The organism is Archangium violaceum (assembly GCF_016887565.1).
GTDB classification, from domain to species: Bacteria; Myxococcota; Myxococcia; order Myxococcales; family Myxococcaceae; genus Archangium; species Archangium violaceum_B.
Window position 1 is genome coordinate 4,901,466 of sequence record NZ_CP069396.1, and the last position, 21,189, is coordinate 4,922,654.

The 21,189-nt window shown below is 68.8% G+C and carries 20 protein-coding genes; 12 read left to right on the plus strand and 8 right to left on the minus strand.

What is annotated here, in order from left to right:
- Positions 1–128 precede the first annotated feature (128 nt).
- The 5 genes from aspS (at position 129) to JRI60_RS20165 (ending at position 4,735) form a co-directional block, all read left to right on the plus strand.
- Positions 129–1,949, plus strand: a complete 1,821-nt coding sequence (gene aspS / locus JRI60_RS20145; protein ID WP_204227477.1) for an aspartate--tRNA ligase — start codon at positions 129–131, stop codon at positions 1,947–1,949.
- A gap of 19 nt (positions 1,950–1,968) precedes the next feature.
- Positions 1,969–2,886, plus strand: coding sequence for a diacylglycerol/lipid kinase family protein (locus tag JRI60_RS20150; RefSeq protein WP_204227478.1), 918 nt, complete (start codon positions 1,969–1,971; stop codon positions 2,884–2,886).
- A 136-nt stretch (positions 2,887–3,022) separates the two neighbouring features.
- Complete coding sequence (locus tag JRI60_RS20155) at positions 3,023–4,072, plus strand: DUF72 domain-containing protein (protein WP_204227479.1); 1,050 nt, start codon at positions 3,023–3,025, stop codon at positions 4,070–4,072.
- Positions 4,073–4,158: 86 nt separating this feature from the next.
- Positions 4,159–4,410 carry a hypothetical protein gene (locus tag JRI60_RS20160; protein ID WP_204227480.1) on the plus strand — a complete coding sequence of 84 codons (252 nt, stop codon included), beginning with the start codon at positions 4,159–4,161 and terminating at the stop codon, positions 4,408–4,410.
- Positions 4,397–4,735 carry a Smr/MutS family protein gene (locus JRI60_RS20165; protein ID WP_204227481.1) on the plus strand — a complete coding sequence of 113 codons (339 nt, stop codon included), beginning with the start codon at positions 4,397–4,399 and terminating at the stop codon, positions 4,733–4,735. Before JRI60_RS20160 ends, JRI60_RS20165 begins: the two co-directional genes overlap by 14 nt.
- A gap of 52 nt (positions 4,736–4,787) precedes the next feature.
- On the opposite strand, the gene JRI60_RS20170 is transcribed toward JRI60_RS20165, so the two are convergent.
- The 6 genes from JRI60_RS20170 to JRI60_RS53460 form a co-directional block, all read right to left on the minus strand.
- Positions 4,788–7,628 (minus strand): SNF2-related protein, encoded by a 2,841-nt coding sequence (locus tag JRI60_RS20170; RefSeq protein WP_430384391.1) that lies wholly within the window; start codon positions 7,626–7,628, stop codon positions 4,788–4,790.
- Positions 7,629–7,864: 236 nt separating this feature from the next.
- Complete coding sequence (locus JRI60_RS20175; RefSeq protein ID WP_204227483.1) at positions 7,865–8,329, minus strand: DUF4265 domain-containing protein; 465 nt, start codon at positions 8,327–8,329, stop codon at positions 7,865–7,867.
- The gene (locus tag JRI60_RS20180) at positions 8,326–8,718 is read right to left on the minus strand and encodes an HNH endonuclease (RefSeq protein WP_239470818.1); all 393 of its coding nucleotides are present in this window, start codon (positions 8,716–8,718) and stop codon (positions 8,326–8,328) included. Before JRI60_RS20180 ends, JRI60_RS20175 begins: the two co-directional genes overlap by 4 nt.
- 239 nt (positions 8,719–8,957) lie before the next feature.
- A complete protein-coding gene (locus JRI60_RS20185; protein ID WP_204227485.1) occupies positions 8,958–10,283 on the minus strand; it encodes a DUF58 domain-containing protein in 1,326 nt (441 codons plus the stop codon).
- Positions 10,280–11,257 carry an AAA family ATPase gene (locus JRI60_RS20190; RefSeq protein WP_204227486.1) on the minus strand — a complete coding sequence of 326 codons (978 nt, stop codon included), beginning with the start codon at positions 11,255–11,257 and terminating at the stop codon, positions 10,280–10,282. The genes JRI60_RS20185 and JRI60_RS20190 overlap by 4 nt, the downstream gene beginning before the upstream one ends.
- Positions 11,254–11,934: a hypothetical protein gene (locus JRI60_RS53460; protein WP_239470621.1), complete on the minus strand. Its 681-nt coding sequence runs from the start codon at positions 11,932–11,934 to the stop codon at positions 11,254–11,256. The genes JRI60_RS20190 and JRI60_RS53460 overlap by 4 nt, the downstream gene beginning before the upstream one ends.
- On the opposite strand from JRI60_RS53460, the gene JRI60_RS53465 reads away from it, so the two are divergent.
- The 3 genes from JRI60_RS53465 (at position 11,933) to JRI60_RS54555 (ending at position 15,113) form a co-directional block, all read left to right on the plus strand.
- On the plus strand, positions 11,933–12,154 hold the full coding sequence (locus JRI60_RS53465) for a hypothetical protein (RefSeq protein WP_239470622.1): 222 nt from the start codon (positions 11,933–11,935) through the stop codon (positions 12,152–12,154). The two genes, JRI60_RS53460 and JRI60_RS53465, sit on opposite strands and share 2 nt — an antisense overlap.
- Positions 12,155–12,379: 225 nt before the next feature.
- Complete coding sequence (locus JRI60_RS20200) at positions 12,380–14,440, plus strand: peptidylprolyl isomerase (RefSeq protein ID WP_204227488.1); 2,061 nt, start codon at positions 12,380–12,382, stop codon at positions 14,438–14,440.
- A gap of 544 nt (positions 14,441–14,984) precedes the next feature.
- The gene (locus JRI60_RS54555) at positions 14,985–15,113 is read left to right on the plus strand and encodes a hypothetical protein (RefSeq protein ID WP_275439399.1); all 129 of its coding nucleotides are present in this window, start codon (positions 14,985–14,987) and stop codon (positions 15,111–15,113) included.
- 11 nt (positions 15,114–15,124) lie between these two features.
- Here the strand turns inward: JRI60_RS54555 and JRI60_RS20205 are convergent, their stop codons facing one another.
- The gene (locus tag JRI60_RS20205; RefSeq protein ID WP_204227489.1) at positions 15,125–16,231 is read right to left on the minus strand and encodes an HD domain-containing phosphohydrolase; all 1,107 of its coding nucleotides are present in this window, start codon (positions 16,229–16,231) and stop codon (positions 15,125–15,127) included.
- Positions 16,232–16,488: 257 nt separating this feature from the next.
- On the opposite strand from JRI60_RS20205, the gene JRI60_RS20210 reads away from it, so the two are divergent.
- From JRI60_RS20210 to JRI60_RS20225, 4 genes are all read left to right on the plus strand, one after another.
- Positions 16,489–17,490, plus strand: a complete 1,002-nt coding sequence (locus tag JRI60_RS20210; RefSeq protein ID WP_204227490.1) for an NAD(P)H-dependent amine dehydrogenase family protein — start codon at positions 16,489–16,491, stop codon at positions 17,488–17,490.
- Positions 17,491–17,503: 13 nt separating this feature from the next.
- Entirely contained in the window at positions 17,504–17,953 is a 450-nt protein-coding gene (locus tag JRI60_RS20215) for a MaoC family dehydratase N-terminal domain-containing protein (protein ID WP_203403837.1), read from the plus strand.
- The gene (locus JRI60_RS20220; protein ID WP_204227491.1) at positions 17,953–18,606 is read left to right on the plus strand and encodes a MaoC family dehydratase; all 654 of its coding nucleotides are present in this window, start codon (positions 17,953–17,955) and stop codon (positions 18,604–18,606) included. Before JRI60_RS20215 ends, JRI60_RS20220 begins: the two co-directional genes overlap by 1 nt.
- 172 nt (positions 18,607–18,778) lie before the next feature.
- On the plus strand, positions 18,779–20,617 hold the full coding sequence (locus JRI60_RS20225; protein ID WP_204227492.1) for an acyl-CoA dehydrogenase: 1,839 nt from the start codon (positions 18,779–18,781) through the stop codon (positions 20,615–20,617).
- A gap of 122 nt (positions 20,618–20,739) precedes the next feature.
- Here the strand turns inward: JRI60_RS20225 and JRI60_RS20230 are convergent, their stop codons facing one another.
- Positions 20,740–21,189, minus strand: coding sequence for an ExbD/TolR family protein (locus tag JRI60_RS20230; RefSeq protein WP_204227493.1), 450 nt, complete (start codon positions 21,187–21,189; stop codon positions 20,740–20,742).

Genomic DNA, 21,189 nt, shown 5'->3' on the forward strand with positions numbered 1-21,189 from the left:
CCGGTGGCCATCAGAAGCCGGGGGGCCGGGTCAGGCGGGTTGCCCGGCGCCTTCTCGGATTCCTTGACGCGTCGTTTCCACGCTCTCTATGGTCCCGCCCTTCCAACCCCTCTGTAACAGGCGGTGTCATGGCGGTCCCGTTCATCACCGAGGTCAAGCGTACTCATACTTGCGGGCAGCTCACCAAGGCGAACATCGGTGAGGAAGTCGTCCTCTTCGGCTGGGTGCAGAACCGGCGAGACCACGGCGGCGCGGTCTTCATCGATCTGCGAGACCGTGAGGGTCTCACGCAGGTGGTCTTCGAGCCGGACATCGCCAAGGAGGCCCACGAGCTGGCCGGTCAGCTGCGGCTCGAGTACTGCATCGGTATCAAGGGCAAGGTCGTCTCGCGCGGCGCCCAGGTGAACCCCAAGCTCAAGACGGGTGAGATCGAGATCAAGGCCTCGGACCTCACCATCTTCAACCGCTCCGAGCCCACGCCGTTCCTCGTCGAGGACAACGTGGACACGGCGGAGGAGAAGCGCCTGGCGTACCGCTTCCTGGACCTGCGCCGTCGGCCGCTCCAGCAGACGCTGATGACGCGCTCGAAGATGAACGCGATCACCCGCTCGTACATGGTGGACAACCGCTTCCTGGAGCTGGAGACGCCCTTCATGGGCAAGTACACGCCGGGCGGCGCGCGCAACTTCCTCGTCCCCAGCCGGCTCAACCCGGGCAAGTTCTACGCCCTGGCCGAGAGCCCCCAGCTCTACAAGCAGCTCTTCATGGTGGCGGGCTTCGACCGCTACTTCCAGATCGTCAAGTGCTTCCGCGACGAGGACCTGCGTCTGGACCGGCAGCCCGAGTTCACGCAGATCGACGTGGAGATGAGCTTCGTCACCCAGGACGACATCTTCTCCATCATCGAGGGCCTGCTCAAGCGGCTGTGGGGCGAGGTGCTGGGCATCGACATCCCCACGCCGTTCATGCGGATGAACTTCGACGAGTCCATGGCGAAGTACGGCAACGACAAGCCGGACCTGCGCTTCGGACTGGAGCACATCGTGCTGACGGATCTCATCCGCCAGCATGGCGCCGCGGGCGGCGTGCCGATGATCTGGGAGGCGGTGGAGCAGGGCGGCATCGTCAAGGCCATGGTGCTGCCCGCGGACAAGCCGATGAGCCGCGCGGAGAGCGACAAGCTGGAGGAGTTCGCCAAGCAGAACGGCGCCAAGGGACTGGCGCGTGCCAAGGTGGCCGAGGGCGGTGAGTGGACGCAGTCGCCCCTGTCCAAGACGATCACCCCGGCGCTGCGCCAGGCCATCAACCAGGCGTGCAACGCGAAGACGGGCGACCTCATCCTGTTCCAGTTCGGCCGCGAGTCGCTGGTGCACACGGTGATGGCGAACCTGCGCGTGCACGTGGCCAAGAAGCTCGGGCTCATCCCCGAGTACGGCAGCGGCGGCGTGTGGAAGTTCCTCTGGGTCGTCAACCCGCCCCTCTTCGAGTACGACGAGGAGACCAAGACGTGGGCGGCCGCGCACCACGCCTTCACCCGGCCGCACGACGAGGACGTGGAGTACCTGCTGACGGATCCGGGCCGCGTGAAGTGCCACCGCTACGACGTGGTGCTCAACGGCTTCGAGATCGGCGGCGGCTCCATCCGTCTGCATGATCCGAAGGTGCAGGCGGAGGTGTTCAAGGCGCTGGGCATCTCGGACGAGGAGGCGAAGACGAAGTTCGGCTTCCTCCTGGACGCGCTCAAGTTCGGCGCGCCGCCGCACGGTGGCATCGCGCTGGGCATGGACCGGCTGGTGATGCTGCTGACCGGCGCCGAGTCCCTGCGTGACGTCATCCCGTTCCCCAAGACGAAGATGGGCACGGACCTGATGACGGGCGCGCCGGGCGACGTGGACGACAGGCAGCTGCGCGAGGTCCACGTGCGCCCCGTGCCGCTGCCGCAGAAGTAGGCCAGGGGGATTCCAGGCGATGAAGACGTTCCTCGTGGTGAACCCGCGCAGTGCCGGTGGACAGACGGGCAAGCGGTGGGCCGAGATCTCTGGCCATGTGACCCGGGCGATCGGTGACTTCGGCTTCGGGTTCACCGAGGGCGCCATGGACGCGACGCGGCTGACGCGCCAGGCGCTCTTGGATGGCTACGAGTGCGTCGCCGCGGTGGGCGGTGACGGCACCGTCAACGAGGTCGTCAACGGCTTCTTCGCCGACGGCAAGGCCATCAACCCCCAGGCCGCCCTGGGGCTCATCCCCCGGGGCACTGGCGGCGACTTCCGGCGTGCCTTCGGGTGGGACCTGGAGCTGGACTCGGCCCTGGCGCGGCTGCGCTCCGACAAGACCGAGCCCTTCGACGTGGGGCTGGCCGAGTACGTCAACCACCAGGGCCAGAAGGAGTCGCGCTACTTCGCCAACATCGCCTCCTTCGGCGTGAGCGCGGAGGTGGCCCACGAGGTCAACACCGGCAGCAAGGCGCTCGGCGGCAACCTGAGCTTCGTCTGGGGCACGGTCAAGACGATGGCGAGGTACAAGGACCGCCGCGTGCGTCTGCGCGTGGACGGCGGCGAGCCCGAGGAGCTGGGCATCACCGTCGTCGCCGTGTCCAACGGGCGCTACTTCGGCAGTGGCATGTGCGTGGCTCCCAAGGCCATCACCCATGACGGGCTCTTCGAGCTCACCATCTGGCGCGACTACGGCGTGCACGACTTCGTCATCAAGTCCAAGGGCGTCTACAACGGTGACCACATCACCTGGAACAAGACGCGCTACCTCCAGTGCCGCACCCTCGAGGCCGAGAGCGATCAGGACGTCCTCCTGGAGATGGATGGCGAGGTGCCCGGCAAGCTGCCCTGCCGCATCTCCATCCTGCCCGGCGCCATCCGCTTGAAGGTGTAGCCCTCTCCGTCCACTCACGTGGACTCGTGCCGCCTGTCTCCTCGTGGGGCTGGCGGCCTTCTTTTTTTCCGCGACTCGACCTTGGAAGTTAGCCTGTTCCGGCGTACTTTTGAAATCAGGTACGCCGGAGCACTCCATGCCAGACAGAGATCCGTCGCAGCTCGACCTCTTCACCGGAGCCCCCAGCCCCACGCCGCCCCGTGGGCGCCGGCGCGGGCACGAGGAGCCCGTGGGCCCCGCCGAGCAACCCGAGGACGTGAGGGCGCTCGGTGAGCACCTTCCCCCGGGTTTGCACCTGGGCACCTCCTCCTGGTCGTTCCCGGGCTGGAAGGCCATCGTCTACGACCGCGAGGCCACCGCGGCACGCCTCGCCCGCGAGGGGCTCGCCGCGTACTCCCGGCACCCCGTGCTGCGCACCGTGGGCGTGGACCGGACCTTCTACGCTCCCATTCCCGCCTCCACCTTCGCCGAGTACGCCGAGCAGGTGCCCCCTGGCTTCCGCTTCCTCGTGAAGGCCCACGAGGCCTGTACGCTCGCGCGCTGGCCCGTGCACCAGCGCTATGGTGACCTGCGCGGTCAGCTCAACGACCGCTTCCTGGATGCCGCCTACGCCCGGGACCTGGTGGTGGCCCCCTTCGTCGAGGGATTGGGTGACAAGGCCGGGCCGCTCGTCTTCCAGTTGCCCCCGCAACATCCGGAGGACCTCGGGGAGGGCGGGCCCTTCGTGGAGCGGCTGCACGCCTTCCTCGCGGCGCTGCCCCGCGGCCCCCTCTACGCCGTCGAGTTCCGCAACGAGTCCCTCCTGACGGAGGCCCTGGCCCAGGCGCTCTCGGACGTCGGGGTGTGTCCGGTGCTCGCCGCCTGGAAGAACATGCCCCCCGTGGAGCGGCAGGCCGTGCGCACCCGGGCGCTGAGCGCTCCAGCCCTGGTGGTGCGCTGGATGCTGCCGCCGAACCTCGACTACGAGGAGGCCCGCCGGCGCTACTTCCCCTTCGACAAGCTGGTGGACGAGGACGTGCGCACCCGCGAGGCCATCGCCCGCGTCTCCGCCGCGGCCCTCGGGGCCGGGCGCCCCGTTTTCGTTACGCTCAACAACAAAGCGGAAGGAAGTGCTCCCCTGTCCGCCGTGCTCCTGGCGCGCAGCGTCATGTCGCGAACTCGAAACACCGGCGTTGTGGACTCTTGATCAATGCGGGTGTGCGCTTATGGTGAGGGATGTAGCAGGTGGGTCACCCGTTGGACTGAGCACGCGGCTTGCTTGGAAGGGCAGTCATGAGATCGGTCCTTGTTGCAGCGCTCGTGGCACGCATGGCGGCGTCCGGAGGGGCGGGCGCTGGCGTCGAGGAGGCTGCTCAACGCCAGCAACCCAGCGACACCTGGGAAGACGTGCGTAAACAATTCGCCGCCCTGCGAAACGAGATTTCCACCTTGGAGAGCGAATTTCGCGACGCCCAGGAGCGCCACCGCCTTGACGCGGAGCGCAAGCAGCGCCAGCTGGAGCTCGAGCGCCGTGGTCAGCCCTGACCAGGACAGCGACGGCGACCCCGATTTCGACCCCGAAGCACCGGTGGAAGTTCCCCTGGATGGGAACCTCGACCTGCATCTGTTTCACCCCCGCGACGTCAAGGACGTCGTCTCCGAGTACCTCTGGGCCTGCCGTCAGAAGGGCGTACTCGATGTCCGCATCATCCACGGCAAGGGGACGGGCGCGCTGAGGCGCACTGTCCAGGCCCTCCTCCCGAAGCTGCCCGAGGTCGAGTCGTTCCGCTCCGCTTCCGAGGCCGACGGCGGATGGGGCGCCACCTGGGTCCGGTTGACGCCCCTGGCGCCAGGGAACTCCGAAGGGTAGTCCGGTACCCTCACCCCGACCCTCTCCCGGAGGGAGAGGGGAGATTGAGGGCTCAGGACAGCCAGAAGTAGGCGGAGGCGATGAGCGAACGCTTCTCCGTCACCTTCGACTTGTTGGCCAGGTCCGCCACCTGCCGGTCCTTCGCCGCGTAGCGCTTCTCTTCCTCGTTGCGCAACGAGGCCAGCTTCTTGCGGTACTCGCGCTCCAGCCGCTCCGCGTGCCCTCGGGCCTTCACTCGCTCCGCGGGGTCCTCCTGCGCGCACACCACCTTACGCGCCTCCTGCCAGGCCTCGCGCGCCTTCTCCACCTGCTCGCGCGACTCCAGCAGGCAGTCCTCCGCGTACCGGTCCGCTCGCTCCCGCGCCAGGTCCAGCTCCAGCGCGTTGCGCCGCTCCGCCGCCCGGAGGATCTCCTCCTTGGCCGCCATCAGCGCCTGCTCCTGCATCAGCGACACCGACACCGGAGGCGGCTGCCGGCGCCGCTCCTCCTTGGCCGACAGCTTCACGAAGTGCTCGCCGTCCGTGAGCGGCAGCGCCCGGAAGCCCTTGCCGTCCCGTTCCAGCACCAGCACCAGGTGCACCATCTTCTCCTCGGCCTTCAGGCCCGTCGTCTCGAACTTGTAGACGAACCACCAGCCCTCGCTGCCCGCCAGCCGCGCCAGTCGGGCCGGCAGTTCCGCCGCGCTCAGCTGGAGGTAGTTGATGGCGTCGTGCGTCCGGTCGCGCACCGCGTAGGCCGCCTTGGCCACCTGGAGCCGGCCCGAGGCGCTGTTGTTGCCCAGCACCGAGCCCGTCAGCGCCCGCGCCCCCTGCTGGCGCTTCTCCAGCGCCTCCTTCGTCACGGCGCCCGCCATGCGCAGCCGCCGCCGCACGTCCCCGTCGAAGCGCTCCATCAGCACCGAGCGCGCCTCCGTCATGCGCGCGCTGATGCGCCCCTCCATGTCCGAGCGCAGCTTGTCGAACGCCTTGTTGATGTCGTCCGGGTGGCGGCAGGACTGGTAGATGTCCAGGATGCGCCGCTCGAAGTCCACGCCGCTCTCCAGCGCGCCCAGGATTTCATCCGACGCGCCGAACACGCCGTCGAAGAGGTTCAGCTTCTTCTCCAGCAGCTCGTACAGCCGCGCGTCCGCGGCGTTCTGCCGGTTGAGGAAGTTGATGACGAGCACGTCCCGCTGCTGGCCATAGCGGTGGCAGCGGCCGATGCGCTGCTCCACGCGCTGCGGGTTCCACGGCAGATCGTAGTTCACCACCAGGTTGCAGAACTGGAGGTTGAGGCCCTCGGCGCCCGCCTCGGTGCAGATGAGGATCTGCGTCTTCTCGCGGAACTCCGTGACGAGCGCGCGGCGCTCCTCCGGGCCTCCCCCCGCGTCACCGGACAGCAGGGAGATCTTCCCCGCGTAGCCGTTGGCCGACAGCAGGTTGAAGAGGTACTGCTGCGTGCGCTTGGACTCGGTGAAGATGAGCGCCTTCTCCGGCCAGCCCTGTCCCTTCATCACCTTGAAGGTGCGGTCCAGGGCGCGCTTGAGGGCCTCGCCCTTGGCGTTCACCTTGATGGAGTCGGCCAGGTCCGCGTACTGCTTCAGCTCCCACTGCTCGTTCTCGAGCGTGCGGATGCTGACGGGCTTGGCGGGGTCATCCGACCACTCCTCGCGCTCCTCGACGTACTGCTTGGCCTCCTCGGGCTCGAACATCTCCAGGGCGCGCTGGCCCAGCTTCGCCGCCTCCAGGCGCTTGGCGAGGTTGTCCGCGAGCCGCCGCAGGGTGGGGGCGATGGCGTACGTGGAGGAGGCCAGCAGCTTGCGGTAGCAGAGCGTGAGCAGCGTCTTCTTGCCCGGCTCGATGGCGGCCACTTCGGAGCGCCGCAGGTACTCGCTGACCTTCTCGTAGAGATCCTGCTCCTCGGCGGAGGGCGCGAAGTCCTCCACGATGGAGCGGCGGTTGGTGTAGCGGACGTACTCGCGCACCTGCCGGCGCAGCGTGCGCTGCACCACGGGGGCCAGCCGCTCCTTGAGCTCGTTGACGGCGTCCGTCTGCAGCCCGCCCGTCTCCGCCTCCAGCCGGTAGCGGCTGCGGAAGGCGTGCTCGGGGCCGAGGATCTGCTCGTCCAGGAGCGTCACCAGCCCGAACAGCTCCATCAGGTCGTTCTGCAGCGGCGTGGCGGTGAGCAGCAGCTTGGGACGGCCGCTGAGCGCGGAGCGGAGCGCCTGGCCCGTCTTGTGGCCCGCGCGGTAGGCGTTCCGCAGGCGGTGGGCCTCGTCGATGATGACGACGTCCCAGGGAATCTCCGCCACCAGCTGCGCCTTGTTGGCGGCGAACGGGTGCGAGCAGATGACGGGGAAGGGCTGGTCGAAGCAGTTGCCCGTGGCGCGCACGGTGCGGCCGTCCACCATCACGGACTCGAGGTCGAACTTCTCGCGCAGCTCGCTGTTCCACTGCGCCCGCAATACGGCCGGGGCGAGGATCAGGATGCGCGTCTTCCCCTCGGCCATGAGCTGGGCGATGACCATGCCCGCCTCGATGGTCTTCCCGAGCCCCACCTCGTCCGCCAGCATGCAGCCGCCACGCGACAGCGAATCCATCGCGAAGCACGCGGCCTCGAGCTGGTGGGGGTTGAGATCCACCTTCGCCTCGGCGAGCGCTCCCGCGAGCCGCTCGCGCGAGTCCGAGCTCTTGATGGTGAGCTCCTCGGCCAGCAGACGCTCGTGGAACGGCGTCAGCGGCTTTCCCAGCTGCTCAGCGTCCGCGCGGACCTCCGTCCCCGCCGCTGCCGCCGCCGCCGCATCCACCTCCACCCGCAGCTCCCTGAACTCCCTCGCGACCTCCGGCAAGTCCCTGTCTCCCCGTCCGTATGAAACTGGTGCTCGCACAGGCGTGTAGCACGAAAGGGGGGCCATTTTGGGAAGTGCGACGAGCGTGTAAAGGGGGTCTTCGCGGAGGCCGAAAACTCGGCTCCGGAGCGATTGGCACGCTTTTTCTTCGGGAGCGTCGTCGCGCGAGCGTGTGCGCGAGGGTGTGGCGCGCGCGACTTGACGGAAGGAGTTACAGGATGCCCCGCGCCTTCACGTGCAGATAGGTGTTGACGGCCGCGGCGCCAGCAGTCCACGTGCCTCGATGTTCGGCCGCTTCGTTTTCACTCGTGGCGAATACAGGCGTCCTCGAACTCCAGGGTGCCCGACGATTGCTGCTCCATGAGCCATGAGCGCACGACTTGGAGATCGACCTGGGCGGGCACGTCCACGGCCAGCATCTTCGAGACGTTCAGCTCCGTCGAGCAGCCGAGTTCCTGGAGTCGGCGACGGACATCCGCCACGTGGGATTCATCGAAGACGATGATGCGCAGCGTGCTGTTGCCTGAAGCACGCAACAGCTCGGAGAAGACCACTTCCTCGCCGTTCTCCTGCTGTGCGGCGACCACGTCGCCTGCACTGATACCCCGGACGAAGAAGGGGATGTTGTCGATCTCGAACGAGCCATCGTCCAGGCGTCTGGCCCAGAGCCGCTCATAGTCGACGGGCGGATAATCCTCGTCCTCCTTGTCGAGCTTGAAGAGGACTCTCACGTGTTCATCCGACATGTGCTCGGGCGTCCAGGTCATTGCTTGTCGCTCTTCTCGTTGTTGCACTCCCTGCACAGCACCTGCCCGTTCGAGGGCGAGCCATCTCCGCCCTTCGCTCGCGGGATGACGTGATCCACCTGGGTCTCGGTCTTCGGTGGTGTTACGCCCTTCTGGCTCTTCTGTGCCTCGACGGTCGTGACACCGCAGTTCTCGCATTGGTTCTCACCGCCATGTTTCTGGGCATTCTCGTCTCTGACCTCCTGCTTGCCCTTCGGCGTGAAACGCATGTACGCCCGCTCGCCATTCGCCGTGCCTTTCGAGGGCGGCTTTCCTCCTTTCTTGCCTGCCGCGATGGTCGCGGAGTCAACGGGTAGGAGGTGCTGCGAGGAGGGGTCCGCCGCGGTGGCTGCCGCATGTTCCGCCACCATCGCCACGTCTGAGCCGGCTCCTGGTGCCTCTCTGGCGGGCTGCGCGAAGGACGGTATGGCGGCGAACGCCGCGACCAGGAGCAGGGCCGTCCACCGAGGCAGGATTCGTGAGATGGCCGGCTTGTGCGGTTCCGACATGTTTTTTGCTCCCCAGCAGGTGTCGAGGTGGCCAGGCGGGCCATGCGGCGTTCGTGCAGACCGCCCGCGTCCCCTGCATGGCACATCGCTGCCGACGGCGGCTACAGCAGTCCCCGCGCCTTCACGTGCAGATAGGTGTTGATGGCGGCGGCGCCGAAGCCCTTCGCGGGGGCCCGCACGACGAGTGCACCCGCGTCTCGAAGCGTGAGAGCCGTGCGCTGGTAGTCCTCCTCGAGGCGCGCGGCGGCCTGGCGCGCGTAGGCGTCCTGTTCGGAGGCGGGCATTCGGGTGGCGGCGCCCTGAAGATCCTCGTCCAGTAGCGAGGCCACCACGGGCAGGTGGCGGGGGCGCAGCGCCAGGGTGCGCGCCAGCAGCGTGCCCGAGGCATCGGGGTCCACCAGGTCCGTGAAGAGCACCACCAGCGAGCGCCGCGAGGAGCGCGCGAAGGCGAAGTCGTAGGCGCGGCCGTAGTCGCTCTCCTCGAGGGCGGCCTCGGCGCGGTAGAGGGACTCGGTGAGCAGGCGCAGGTGCTCGTGGCCCTTGCGCGGCGGGAGGTAGGCGCGCACGTCGCTGGCGAAGGCGAGCACGCCCACCATGTCCCCCGCGTCCAGGCTCACCTTGGCCAGCCGCAGCGCCGCGTCCACCGCGTGGTCCAGCTTGCGGCGGCCATCCACCCGGCCCGCCATGTGGCGCCCGCAGTCGAGCAGCAGCAGCACGGGCTGGTTCCGCTCGGGCTGGTACACGCGCACCATGGTGCGGCCCCGGCGCGCCGAGGCCTTCCAGTCCACCGTGCGGTAGTCATCCCCGGTGCGGTACTCGCGCAGAGACTCGAACTCGCGGCCCTCGGCGGAGCGGCGCAGGGTGCGCTCGGCGGGGGCGTCCGAGGCCACGGCGAGCGCCAGGGCCTCCCGCGTCAGCGCGGAGAGATCCGGGTACACCTTCACGTTCTGCTCGAGGGGCACGCGGACCTGGCGCGCGCACAGGCCCAGCGGGCCCAGCAGGCGCAGGTGCACGTCCCCGAGGCGCAGGTCTCCACGCGCGGGCGGCGTGAGGGCGTAGGAGAGGGTGGCGCGGGGCGCGTCGGGAGTGAGGGTGAAGGGCTGCTCGTGCCCGCGCACGTCCACGCCCGGGGGCACCTCGTCGCGCACGCGGCCTCGCACGGGTTTCTGGCCGGACAGACCCAGCTCCAGGCGCACCGGGTTGGCGGTACCCGAGGAGAGGACGGGCTCCACCGCGCGCCGCACCTCCACGTCCGAGGCGCGAGGGGCGGCGAGGAAGTCGAGGGCGCACAGCAGCAGCACCGCCGAGTCCAGGGCGACGGCGAGCCACAGGAATGCGGAGCCGGCCACGGCCAGAGCCGCGGGCACGAGGGCCGCCGCGACGAGCGCCACGGCGAGCCCCGTGGGGACGGGCCGTCCGAGACTCACCGGGGGACCTGGACGCGCTCCAACGTCTGGCGGAGCACGTCGTCCGCGGTGAGGCCCTCCACCTCCGCCTCGGCCTTCAGCAGCAGACGGTGGTTGAGGACGCTGGGGCAGACGGACTTCACGTCGTCCGGGGTGACGAAGTCGCTGCCGTTGAGGGCGGCGCGGGCCTTGGCCGCGGCCAGCAGCGCCTGCGAGGAGCGGGGTGAGGCGCCCAGGCGCACGCGCGGGTTGGAGCGTGTCTCGCGGATGAGCCGCACCACGTAGGAGAGGATGGACTCGTCACAGGCCACGCGCGCGGCCTGGACCTGCAGCTCCGCGAGCGCCGAGGCATCGAGCACCCGCTCCACCTGGGCGGCCTTGCCCTGGCGCTGGTGGAAGGCGCGCACCATGTCCAGCTCGGACTCGGGCGGCGGGTAGCCCACGCGCACCCGCATCAGGAAGCGGTCCAGCTGCGCCTCGGGCAGCGGATAGGTGCCCTCCAGCTCCAGCGGGTTCTGCGTGGCCACCACGAAGAAGTGGGAGGGCAGCGCGTGCGTGGTGCCGTCGATGGTGACCTGCCGCTCCTCCATGGCCTCCAGCAGCGCGGCCTGGGTCTTGGGCGGGGTGCGGTTGATCTCATCGGCCACCAGCACCTCGGTGAAGACGGGGCCCTTCACCAGCTGGAAGGCGTTGTCCTGGGGCCGGAAGACGTTGGTGCCGAGGATGTCGCTCGGCATCAGGTCGGGGGTGAACTGGACGCGGGTGAAGGCGAGCCCGAGCGCGGAGGCCATGCTGCGCGCGGTGAGCGTCTTGGCCACGCCGGGGACGCCCTCCAGCAGCACGTGCCCGCGCGCGAGGAACGCGGTGACCAGGTCCGCCACCACGTGCGGCTGTCCGAGCACCGTGCCCTCCAGCGCGTGGACGAGGCGCTCCAGGGCGGGGCTCCGGTTGCCCGGGGCCGGCGCGGTGGCCGCGACGGAAGGTGACGACGTCATGACGCGGGCTTCTCCTTCAGTCCGAGCAGTGTGCCCGCCAGGCTCGTCAACGCGCCCAGCATGCCGATGAACACGCCCATGCTGGGGGAGGAGTTCATGATGGTCGCGTTGCCGATGGGCGAGGGCACCTCGGTGGCGTCGTACGCGAGCTTCATGAAGATGATGCACCAGAGGACGCCGAAGACGGACAGGCCGAGCTGCACCAACCAGGGGATGAGCACGTTGAGGTTGGGCAGCAGCCGGCGCACGCGCACGGCGATGGATCCGAGGATGCCGGCGGCCGCCAGCACGGCCATGAGCCCCAGGCTCATGAGGCCGAGGATCTCTCCCTCCTCGGCCGTCTCCTTCCAGGGGAGGAAGGCGGAGAGGATGACCACGCAGCTGCCCGCGAAGGCGATCTTGTCGGAGAGGCCCAGCACGCCCACGAAGTCGCGGAAGTCCTCGATGACCTGCTCGGGGGCGACGATCTGCCCGGTGCCGGTGTTGGAGGTGTCGCGGGGCGGGACGTAGTTGATGTCCGCCGGATCGAGCTCGGTCTGCGGCTGCTGGCGCCGGGGAGGGGCGGGACGGGCACTGCTGCCAGCGGGAGCGGGGCGCGGCGCGGAGGTCCCTCGGGCTCCAGCGGTGGGACGACCGCTCGCGGTGCGCGGGGGCGCGTTGCGGACGATGTCCTCCATGTTCTTGATGTTGGTGGAGTCCTCGTCCGGGAGGGCGGGGGCGGCGGGGCGGGCCCCCGAGGCGGTGGTGACGCGGGGACGAGCGCCCGCGCCAGCGGAGCTCCGGGCGGCGGGACGGGATGCGGTGCCGCGCGTGCCCGCGGCGGTGCGCGGGCGGGTCGAGGCGGCCGGCTTGCGGGCGGGGGACGCTCCGGAGCCCGACGCTTCACCGGAGTCCTGAGGGGCGTCCGTCGAGAGGAAAGAGCCGTCGATGATGTAGTCGCACGAAGGGCAGATGGAGGTGCCATCCGCGACCTTGGTGCCACAGCCAGGGCAGTTCAGGACCGGCGCTCCTTTTGAGGCGGAAAAACGCCGAGCATCTTCCGGTGCCCGGTGGTCCAAGTCAAACGGCATCAAGAGGCTAACCCCTGGATTTTCGCGGGGAATTGGCCTAGGCGGAGCGGCCATGGGTTCTCTTCGCGCCGCCGTGCCCGCCTGTCTGCTGTGGGGTCTCATGCTCTCGGGTTGTGTCCACTCCGCGCCGACACCGGACGCGGGGGAGGGGAGGGAGGTGGCTGTCTGGGAGGATCGCCGCTCGCTGGCGGACGGGCGGCTGGTGGAACTGGCGACCCGAGGGGCCGTGCCGGTGCGCGTACGGGCGCTGCGTGCCCTGGCCCGGATCCAGGCTCTCTCCACGCTGGAGACCGTGCTGGCGGGGCTCGGTGCCGCCGAGGTGCCGGTGCGCGACGAGGCCGCCTTCGCCGCCGGAGTGCTGGCGCTCTCGTGGGAGCCGCTCACGGACGCGGAGAAGGCGCGAATGACGGAGGCGCTATTGGCCGCCGAGGCCGCGGAGAAGGACGAGGGCGTCCGGCGCACGCTGCTCGATTCGCTGGGGAAGCTGGCCACGCCGGGAGCGGTGCGGCGGCTGTCCGATCGGCTCACGGATGGACATCCGGGCGTGGGGGGTCGGGCGGCCATGGCCCTCGGGGTGGCGGCGCGCAGGGGCGCGTCGATGGCGGAGGTGCCGCTGGCGCAGGTGGCGGTACTGACGCGGCCCGGCCAATCCGACGAGTCCCGGTATGGGGGAGCCTATCTCCTGGCGCTCGCGAAACGCTCCGAGGCGTTGCCGTCCCTGCGTCGCTGCCTCGGAGACGAGGCCCCCGATGTGCGCGCCCTGTGCGTGAAGGGCATGGGGGACACGGGAGGCCCGGAGGACGCGGCCGTGGTGGGGGGCCGGTTGCTGCGCGATGAGGTGCCGCGCGTGGCGGCCGAGGCGGCGCGGTCGCTCGCGAAGCTGGCCGGGCGCTGTGGCGGGGACTGCACGCCGTTGGACGAACTGCTGGCGTTGAAGTCCCGGGTCGGGAGCGTGGCGCGGGGTGACTCCGCGTCGGGCCATGCGCTGCTCGCGCTGGCACAGCAGGGGTTGCCCGAGGCGGGCCGTCCGGTACTGGTGGCGCTGCGGCGAGCGATCCAGGAAGCGGCGCCGGGCGCGGTGTCCGAGGTGGCCACGGGGGACCTGATGAACCTGGACTGCCGATTGGCGGCGGCGCTCGACCGGCAGACGGGGACGCTCGACGAGAGCTTGCGCTGTGGCGGTGGCCAGGTGCCGGAGGCGAGGCGGCTGGCGCTCGGCCTGCGCGAGATTGCCCAGTCACGTGGGAAGGGAGGCGCGAATGGTGCGGTGAAGTACCTCTCGCACCCGGACACGCGGGTGCGGTTGGCCGCGCTCGATGCGGTGTCGAGCCGTCCCGTGCCCGAGGCCGCCGGGCCCGTGCGGGAGCTCATCGGCGGGAGCGACCCGGTGGTGGCGGCCTCGGCGGCGAGCACGGCCGGGAAGTTGAAGGACGCGGAGGCACTGCCGCGGGTGCGAGCGCTCGCGGAGCGTGTTCCCCAGGAGCCGGACATGGCGGAGCCGGTCGCGGGAGGACTGGTGGAACTGGCGGGGAAGGACGCGGAGCCGGTGCTGCGGACGTGGCTCCAGCACCCGCACGCCAACGTGCGCCGGGTGGCGGCCGAGTCCCTCTCCGGTCTCACGGGTCAGCCCGTGCGAGCCCTTCACGTGGAGCTGCCAGCGGACGCGCGCCACCCCGAGCCCGCTCCGGCGGGGAGCACGCTGACCTTCCGCACGAGCAAGGGAGCGTTCACGGTGGCGTTGGATGCGGAGGCGCCGCTGACCTCGGGCAACCTGGTGACGCTCGCGCGCAAGGGGTACTTCCGAGGCATCACCTTCCACCGCGTGGTGCCGGACTTCGTCGCACAGGGAGGAGACCCGCGCGGAGACGGGGAGGGCGGGCCGGGCTACTCCATCCGTTGCGAGATGACGCGTCGTCCCTATCGCCGGGGCGTGTTGGGGATGGCGCTGTCGGGCAAGGACACGGGCGGCAGCCAGTTCTTCTTCACGCACTCGCCACAGCCGCACCTGGATGGCCGCTACACGGCCTTCGGAGAGGTGACGCGGGGCATGGACGTGGTGGACCGGCTCCTGGAGGGCGACACCATCCTCGACGTGGAGGTTGTGACGGACTGAAGACCAGTTCGGGTGCGCACTTCGGCAAGCTCCGTCAGGAGCCGCTCGCGGAGCCTGTTGCCGCGAGCGAGGCGGAGAATGCTTCGCTCGACGTCATCCAACATGCGCCTGGCCTCGTGGTCGTCGTGCTGAGGGTGTCGTCGGCACCATTGAGCATAGAGGCAGGCAACGTGGTAGCGGCGCTCGACGTTCGAGTAGCCCAGCCGCTGGATACGTCGCAGCGTGGGCCCTAAAACCGGCCATGGACAATTGCGTCCGTATGCTTCGGTGAAGAGCGTCTCGGCAATCCGCCGCCGTACCTCCTGCCGCTCGTATTTCGTTTTCACCACCGAGCGCAGGAACTCGCGCTCCAGTACTTTGAACCTGGCTTCCAACTCCTCGAAGGACTCGCCGAAGGTCTTCACGAGCAGTTGGTCCACCGCTCGTGCCACCTCCGCGAAGCGGCGCTCCGAACTTTCGGACAGCCTCACAGGTAAGGCCTCCCATCCCGAAGTCTATCTGGCCATATGCCGTTGCTCGCGAGGACGAAGTACACGCGGCGGTGATGACCTCGCTCCGTGCCGCGCTCGACCGGTGGCCGTTGCGCTCGCTGACGGAGCAACTGCTGGAGTCACGGGCGCGCAGCGAGGTGACCTGGCTGCGCGCCTTCGTGGGCAGAGCCACGCTCCCGTGAGGAGCGCGGGCTCAGCTCGCGACGCGGTTGGGCACCTTGCCCGGCGTGAAGCCGGCCCAGAGTGCGTTCTCCGCGTTCTCCATGTCCTCGACCTTCTTGCGGATGCGCTGCCACTCCGAGTCCGGAATGCGCAGGAAGGCCTCGGCCACCTCGGGATCGAACTGCGTGCCCGAGCAGCGCTTGATCTCATCGCGCGCCACGGACATCGGACGGCCCTTGCGGTACGGACGGTCCGAGGTGATGGCGTCCACCGTGTCCGCGATCGCGAAGATACGCGCCCCGATCACGATCTCCTTGCCCTTGAGCCCCTGCGGGTAGCCCTTGCCGTCCCACCGCTCCTGGTGGTGCAGCACGATCAGCGAGGCCTCGTGCAGGTAGGGCATCTTCGCGAGGATCTTGTAGCCGTACTCGGGATGCTTGCGCATCTCCACCCATTCCTCGGGCGAGAGCGGACCGGGCTTGAGCAGAATCGTATCGCTCACGCCGATCTTCCCGATGTCGTGCAGCAGCGCTCCCTGCTCCACCACCTCGAGCTGCTCGCCGCTCAGGGCGATCTCCTCACCGATACGCCGCGAGTACAGCGACACCCGGCGCGAGTGCCACTGCGTCTCGGTGTCGCGGTAGTCGAGCGCGCTGATGAGGCCATCGAGCAGCCCGTTGGTGCGCTCCACCACCATACGCTCCAGGTCGCGGTTGATCGCGGTCAACTCCGCGTTCTTCTCCGCCACCTCTCGCGTCAACCTCTCATTCGCCTCCACCAGACGGCAGTGTTCGAAGGCCTGCCGCACGGCACTGGTCAGCTCACTGAGCGACCAGGGCTTGCCCAGCAGACGGAACACCTCACCCCGGTTGACGGCTTCGGATGCAGTGCGGAAATCCGCGGCGGCGGTGAGCATCAAGCGGACCGCGCGAGGATTCTTCTCGCGCAGCGTCCGCAGCAGCTCCACGCCGTTGAGCAACGGCATCATGAAGTCCGTCAGCACCACCTGGAAACCCTCTTCCTTGGCGGCCTGGGCCGGATCCGTATGGGTGATGACCTCGTAACCCTCCGACTGGAGAATCCGCGAAAGCGCGGCGAGAATGAGGGGATCGTCATCCACCACGAGGATGCGGTCCATGAACCAAGCCTCCCAGCCCTTACAGGACGGACGTTGAAGAACCGGGCCGTTATACACGGCTTCGCACCCAAAGGTCACACCTGCCAGGAGTGCGCTCCGCTTCTTGCTCGCTGCACAACCCCTCGAAACCTCTGTTCTTTCTGAAATCGGAGGGAGGACCTGCCTCACGAGCCGCTTGCCTGTCCGGCTGGGGGTGGTCTATGGTGCGCGAATTGCTGCAATGTGGTGTAACTCCTTGATTTTAGGAGAGTTCTCCGATGCCTAGAGCCTCCGCAGGGCCGGTCCCGGTGGTGGTCATGGGGTTGGGAGTCATCGGGCAGGAGATCGCCAGGGCGGCCCAACTTTCATCCGAGGTGGAGCTGATCGGCGCCATCGACGCCAGCCCGCAGCTGGTGGGTCGGCCGCTGTCCGAGGTGCTCGGGGTGCCCGGGCTCAACGGGAAGGTGTCCGAGACGCTGGAGGCGGCGGTGGGGCGGCGCAAGGGCGTCGTGCTGCTGCATGCCACGGGCTCGCGGCTCGAGCAGGTGATGGATCAGCTGCTCGACGCGCTGAAGCTCGGCCTGCCGGTGGTCTCCACGTGTGAGGAGCTGGCCTTCCCCTTCCTCAAGTACCCGGAGCTGGCGCAGAAGCTGGAGCGCGCGGCGCAGAAGGCCGGCGTGGCGGTGCTGGGCACCGGCGTCAACCCGGGCTTCGTGATGGACAGGCTGGTGGCCACCGCGGGCCAGGCGTGCGGCCCGGTGCGCCATGCCACGGTGTCGCGCGTGGTGGACGCGCGCACCCGCCGTGAAGCGCTGCAGCGCAAGGTGGGCGCGGGCCTTTCCGAGGACGAGTTCTTCGCCCTGGTGGACAAGGAGCAGCTGGGCCACGTGGGCCTGGTGGAGAGCGCGGCCCTGTGCGCGCTGGGACTCGGCATGGACTGCGACGACTTCGAGGAGGAGATCGTCCCCGTCTTCGCCGAGGAGGACATCACCGGCGGCGCCTTCCCGGTGAAGAAGGGCCGGGTGGCCGGCATCTTCCAGTCCGCGGTGGGTCTGGAGGAGGGGCAGGAGCGGGTGCGGTTGGAGCTCACCATCGCGGTGGGGGCTGACAATCCGGGAGATCGCATCGAGATTGATGCGGACTCCAAACTGGTGCTGGAGATTCGCGGGGGCGTGCCCGGTGACCGGGCCACCGCCAACACGCTGGTGAACGCAGCCCCGCGCGTGACGGCCGCCGAGGCCGGGCTTCTGACCGTGCTCGAGCTTCCGGCCGGTCGTTAAAAGGGAGAGGGACATGCTGGACAAGAACGCCATCGGACGGGCCTCCCCGCCGTTCCTGAACGAGGTGGAGAAGGGCGCCATCCGGCGCTTCGCCGAGTCCCTCGGCGACTACAACCCCATCTATTACGACGAGGAGTACGCACGGGCCTCGGGCTACCCCACCGTGGTGGCGCCGCCCACGTTCCCCGCCTCCTTCAGCTCGGCGGCGGATCTGCGCGAGCTGCTCGGCGTGGGCATCAAGAGCCTGCTGCACGCCGAGCAGTCCTTCGAGTACGAGCGGCCCATCTTCGCGGGCGATCGCATCTTCGTCGCCACCCGGGTGGCGGACGTGCTCGAGCGCACCGGCCCGGCCGGAAAGATGGATGTCGCCGTCATCGAGGACGAGGGCCGCGACGAGGAGGGCAACCTCGTCTTCCGCGCCCGCCGGACGCTCATCGTCCGTGCCGCCAAGGAGAATCCGTGATGCCCGCGCGCAAGCTCTACTTCGAAGGACTCCGCGTCGGTGACGAGCTGCCGGCGCTGGCCAAGGCTCCCATCGACCGCGTACAGCTGTCCCGCTACGCCGGTGCCTCGGGCGACTTCAACCCCGTCCACGTGGACGAGGTGTACGCCAAAAGCGTGGGCATGCCCTCCGTGTATGCCCCGGGCATGCTCGTCATGGGCATGCTGGGCCAGCTCGTCAGCGACTGGGCCCGTGGCGGCCAGCTGCGGCGCTACCACGTGCGCTTCATCAAGATGGTGTGGCCGGGCGACACCATCGTCTGCAAGGGCCGCGTGAGCGACCGCCACGGCGAGGGGGGGCGCTACTTCGTCGAGGTGGAGCTGTGGGCGGAGAACCAGCGCGGTGAGCTGGTGATGAAGGGCAACTCCACCATCCAGCTCTTCTACTCGTTGGAGGACGAGAACCGGCAGCGCTCCGGCCAGTCCCCCATCGTCGTGGATGTGCCGCGGGAGAGCCTCCTCAACGCCTCGGCCGCCCAGGGTGGAGAGGACGACGAGGATCGCTCGGCCGCCACCTCGGGCTCCAAGAAGGCGCCCACCCAGAAGCCGGCCGCCAAGACGGCCACGGCCCCCGCCGCTCCGGGCGCTGCCGCCGCGAAGAAGGCCAAGAAGTAGGTCCTTGTCGTCCATGTGCCACTTCAGGTGGCGAGGAAGGCCTCGCCACCCAACGCGAGGCGTCATTCGCGGTTGACTCTAAAATCAATCGACGTAACCTTTCCGTGTCCCAAGTGGGGCCGCGGACCGTCGATTGTGCGGCCGTGAGCCCCCCAACGTACGGGGAGTGGCAATGTCCGCCGGCATCAACACCTACAAGACCGACCTTCGGGAAATCTTCTTCACGCTGTTCGAGCAGTTCGGCTTCGGCCAGGTCGCCGGACAGGCCCCCTTCGACGCCTGGGGACCGGACGAGGCGCGCGCCGTCCTCCAGGAGACGTACCGGTTCGCCAAGGAGGTCCTCGGGCCCATCAACGCCTCGGGTGATCGCGAGGGCTGCCGGCTGGAGAACGGCAACGTCATCACGCCCAAGGGCTTCAAGGAGGCGTGGAAGAAGCTCTACGAGCAGGGCTTCAAGACGGTGGGCGTGAGCCCGGAGCACGGCGGTCAGGGCAGCCCGATGATGCTGTACGTGCTCATCGAGGAGATGCTGTCGGGGGCCAACTCGGCCTTCAACATGTACCCGGGCCTGGCGTTCGGCGCGGCGGAGCTGGTGGCCGAGTGCGGCACGCCGGAGCAGAAGAAGCTCTTCGTGGAGCGCATGCTCAACGGCACCTGGGGCGGCACCATGTGCCTGACCGAGCCGCACGCGGGCTCGGACGTGGGCGCGGCGAAGACGAGCGCGCGCAAGAACGCGGACGGCACCTACAGCATCCGCGGCACGAAGATCTTCATCTCGGGTGGTGATCACGACCTGGCGGAGAACGTCATCCACCTGGTGCTGGCGCGCATCGAGGGCGCGGCGCCGGGCACCAAGGGCCTGTCGCTCTTCATCGTGCCGAAGATCCGCGTGAAGCCGGACGGCTCGTCGGCGGGGAGCAACGACGTGACCGTGGGCTCCATCGAGCACAAGATGGGCATCAAGGCGTCGGCCACATGTGTGCTGAACTTCGGCGAGAACGACGGCTGTGTGGGCGAGCTGGTGGGCGGGGTCGAGAACGTCGGCATGAGCCAGATGTTCAAGATGATGAACGGCGCGCGCATCGCGGTGGGCATCCAGGGCCTGGCGCTGGCGAGCGCGGCGTACTTCAACGCGCTGGAGTACGCGAAGGATCGCAAGCAGGGCGCGCACGCGAGCAAGTGGAAGGATCCGTCGGCGCCGCGCGTGGCGATCATCGAGCACCCGGACGTGCGCCGCATGCTGCTGGAGATGAAGGCGCACGTGGAGGGCATCCGCGCGCTGGTGGTCAAGCTGGCCATGCACACGGACAAGGCGCACCAGCTGGCGGGCAAGGATGACGACAAGGCGGCGTACCACCGCGGACAGGTGGAGCTGCTCACGCCGCTGGTGAAGTCGTACGCTTCGGACCAGGCGTTCCGGCTGTGCGCGCAGGCCATCCAGGTGTACGGCGGCGCGGGCTACTGCCAGGACTACCCGGTGGAGCAGTACACGCGCGACTCGAAGATCTTCTCCATCTACGAGGGAACCAACCACATCCAGGCGATGGATCTGGTGGGCCGGAAGATGGGGCAGGCGGGCGGCGCGAACTTCCAGCAGTTCATGGCGGACGTGGGCGCGTTCATCGAGGGGCACCGCGAGCACAAGGTGTACGGCGATGCGGTGCGGCAGCTGGCGGCGGCGCAGGAAGGCGTGATGGCGAGCGCCATGGCGGTGCTGGGCTGGTCGCAGGATCCGGCGAAGATGACGCTCATCCCGCTGTCGGCGAACCGCTTCCTGAACATGATGTCGGAGCTGGCGGTGGGCTGGCTGCTGCTGGAAGCGGCGATCCTCGCCGAGCGCGTGGGCGAGAAGGCGACGGGCGACGAGAAGTCGTTCTACGAGGGCAAGAAGTGGAGCGCGCTGTGGTACGCGCGCAACGTGCTGCCCAACGTGGAGCAGGCGGCGAGGATGATGGCCACCGAGGACACCTCGTCGGTGGAGATCACCAACGCGGCGTTCGGAGCCATCTAGCCAAAGGAAGAGCCCCCACTCCCTCCCTCCAACACCCTCCCTCTCCCTCTGGGAGAGGGTCGGGGTGAGGGTAGGTAGCTCCGGGGTTGCTGCCCGTGCGGTGCAGGGCGGGCGCGGGCCGCCTACTGCGCCTCGCGAACGCCGATGGCGAGCTGCCCGAGCCCAACGCTCTTGGCCAGCTCCATCACCTGCACCACGGTACCGTGGGGAACGCCCTCATCGGCCTGGACGATGACGATGGTGTCCGGGTTCTTCTTCTGAGCATCGGCGAAGGCGCGCTTGAGCTCGTCCTCGTTGACCACGTTGCCGGAGAGGACGAAGCGCCCATCCGAGAGGACGGCCACGGACAGATCCGTGGCACGCGCGGTGACGTCCGTGCTGCCGCCCTTGGGCAGGTTCACCTTGAGGCCCTGCTGGGCCCCGCCACTAGGTGACTGCTGCACGATGACCGAGCTCGTCACCATGAAGATGATGAGGAGCACGAGCATGACGTCGGTGAGCGGGGTGATGTTGATCTCCGCGAAACCGACGTCGTCGCCCTCTCCGTCTCCGGGTACCTTGCCCATCGCCAT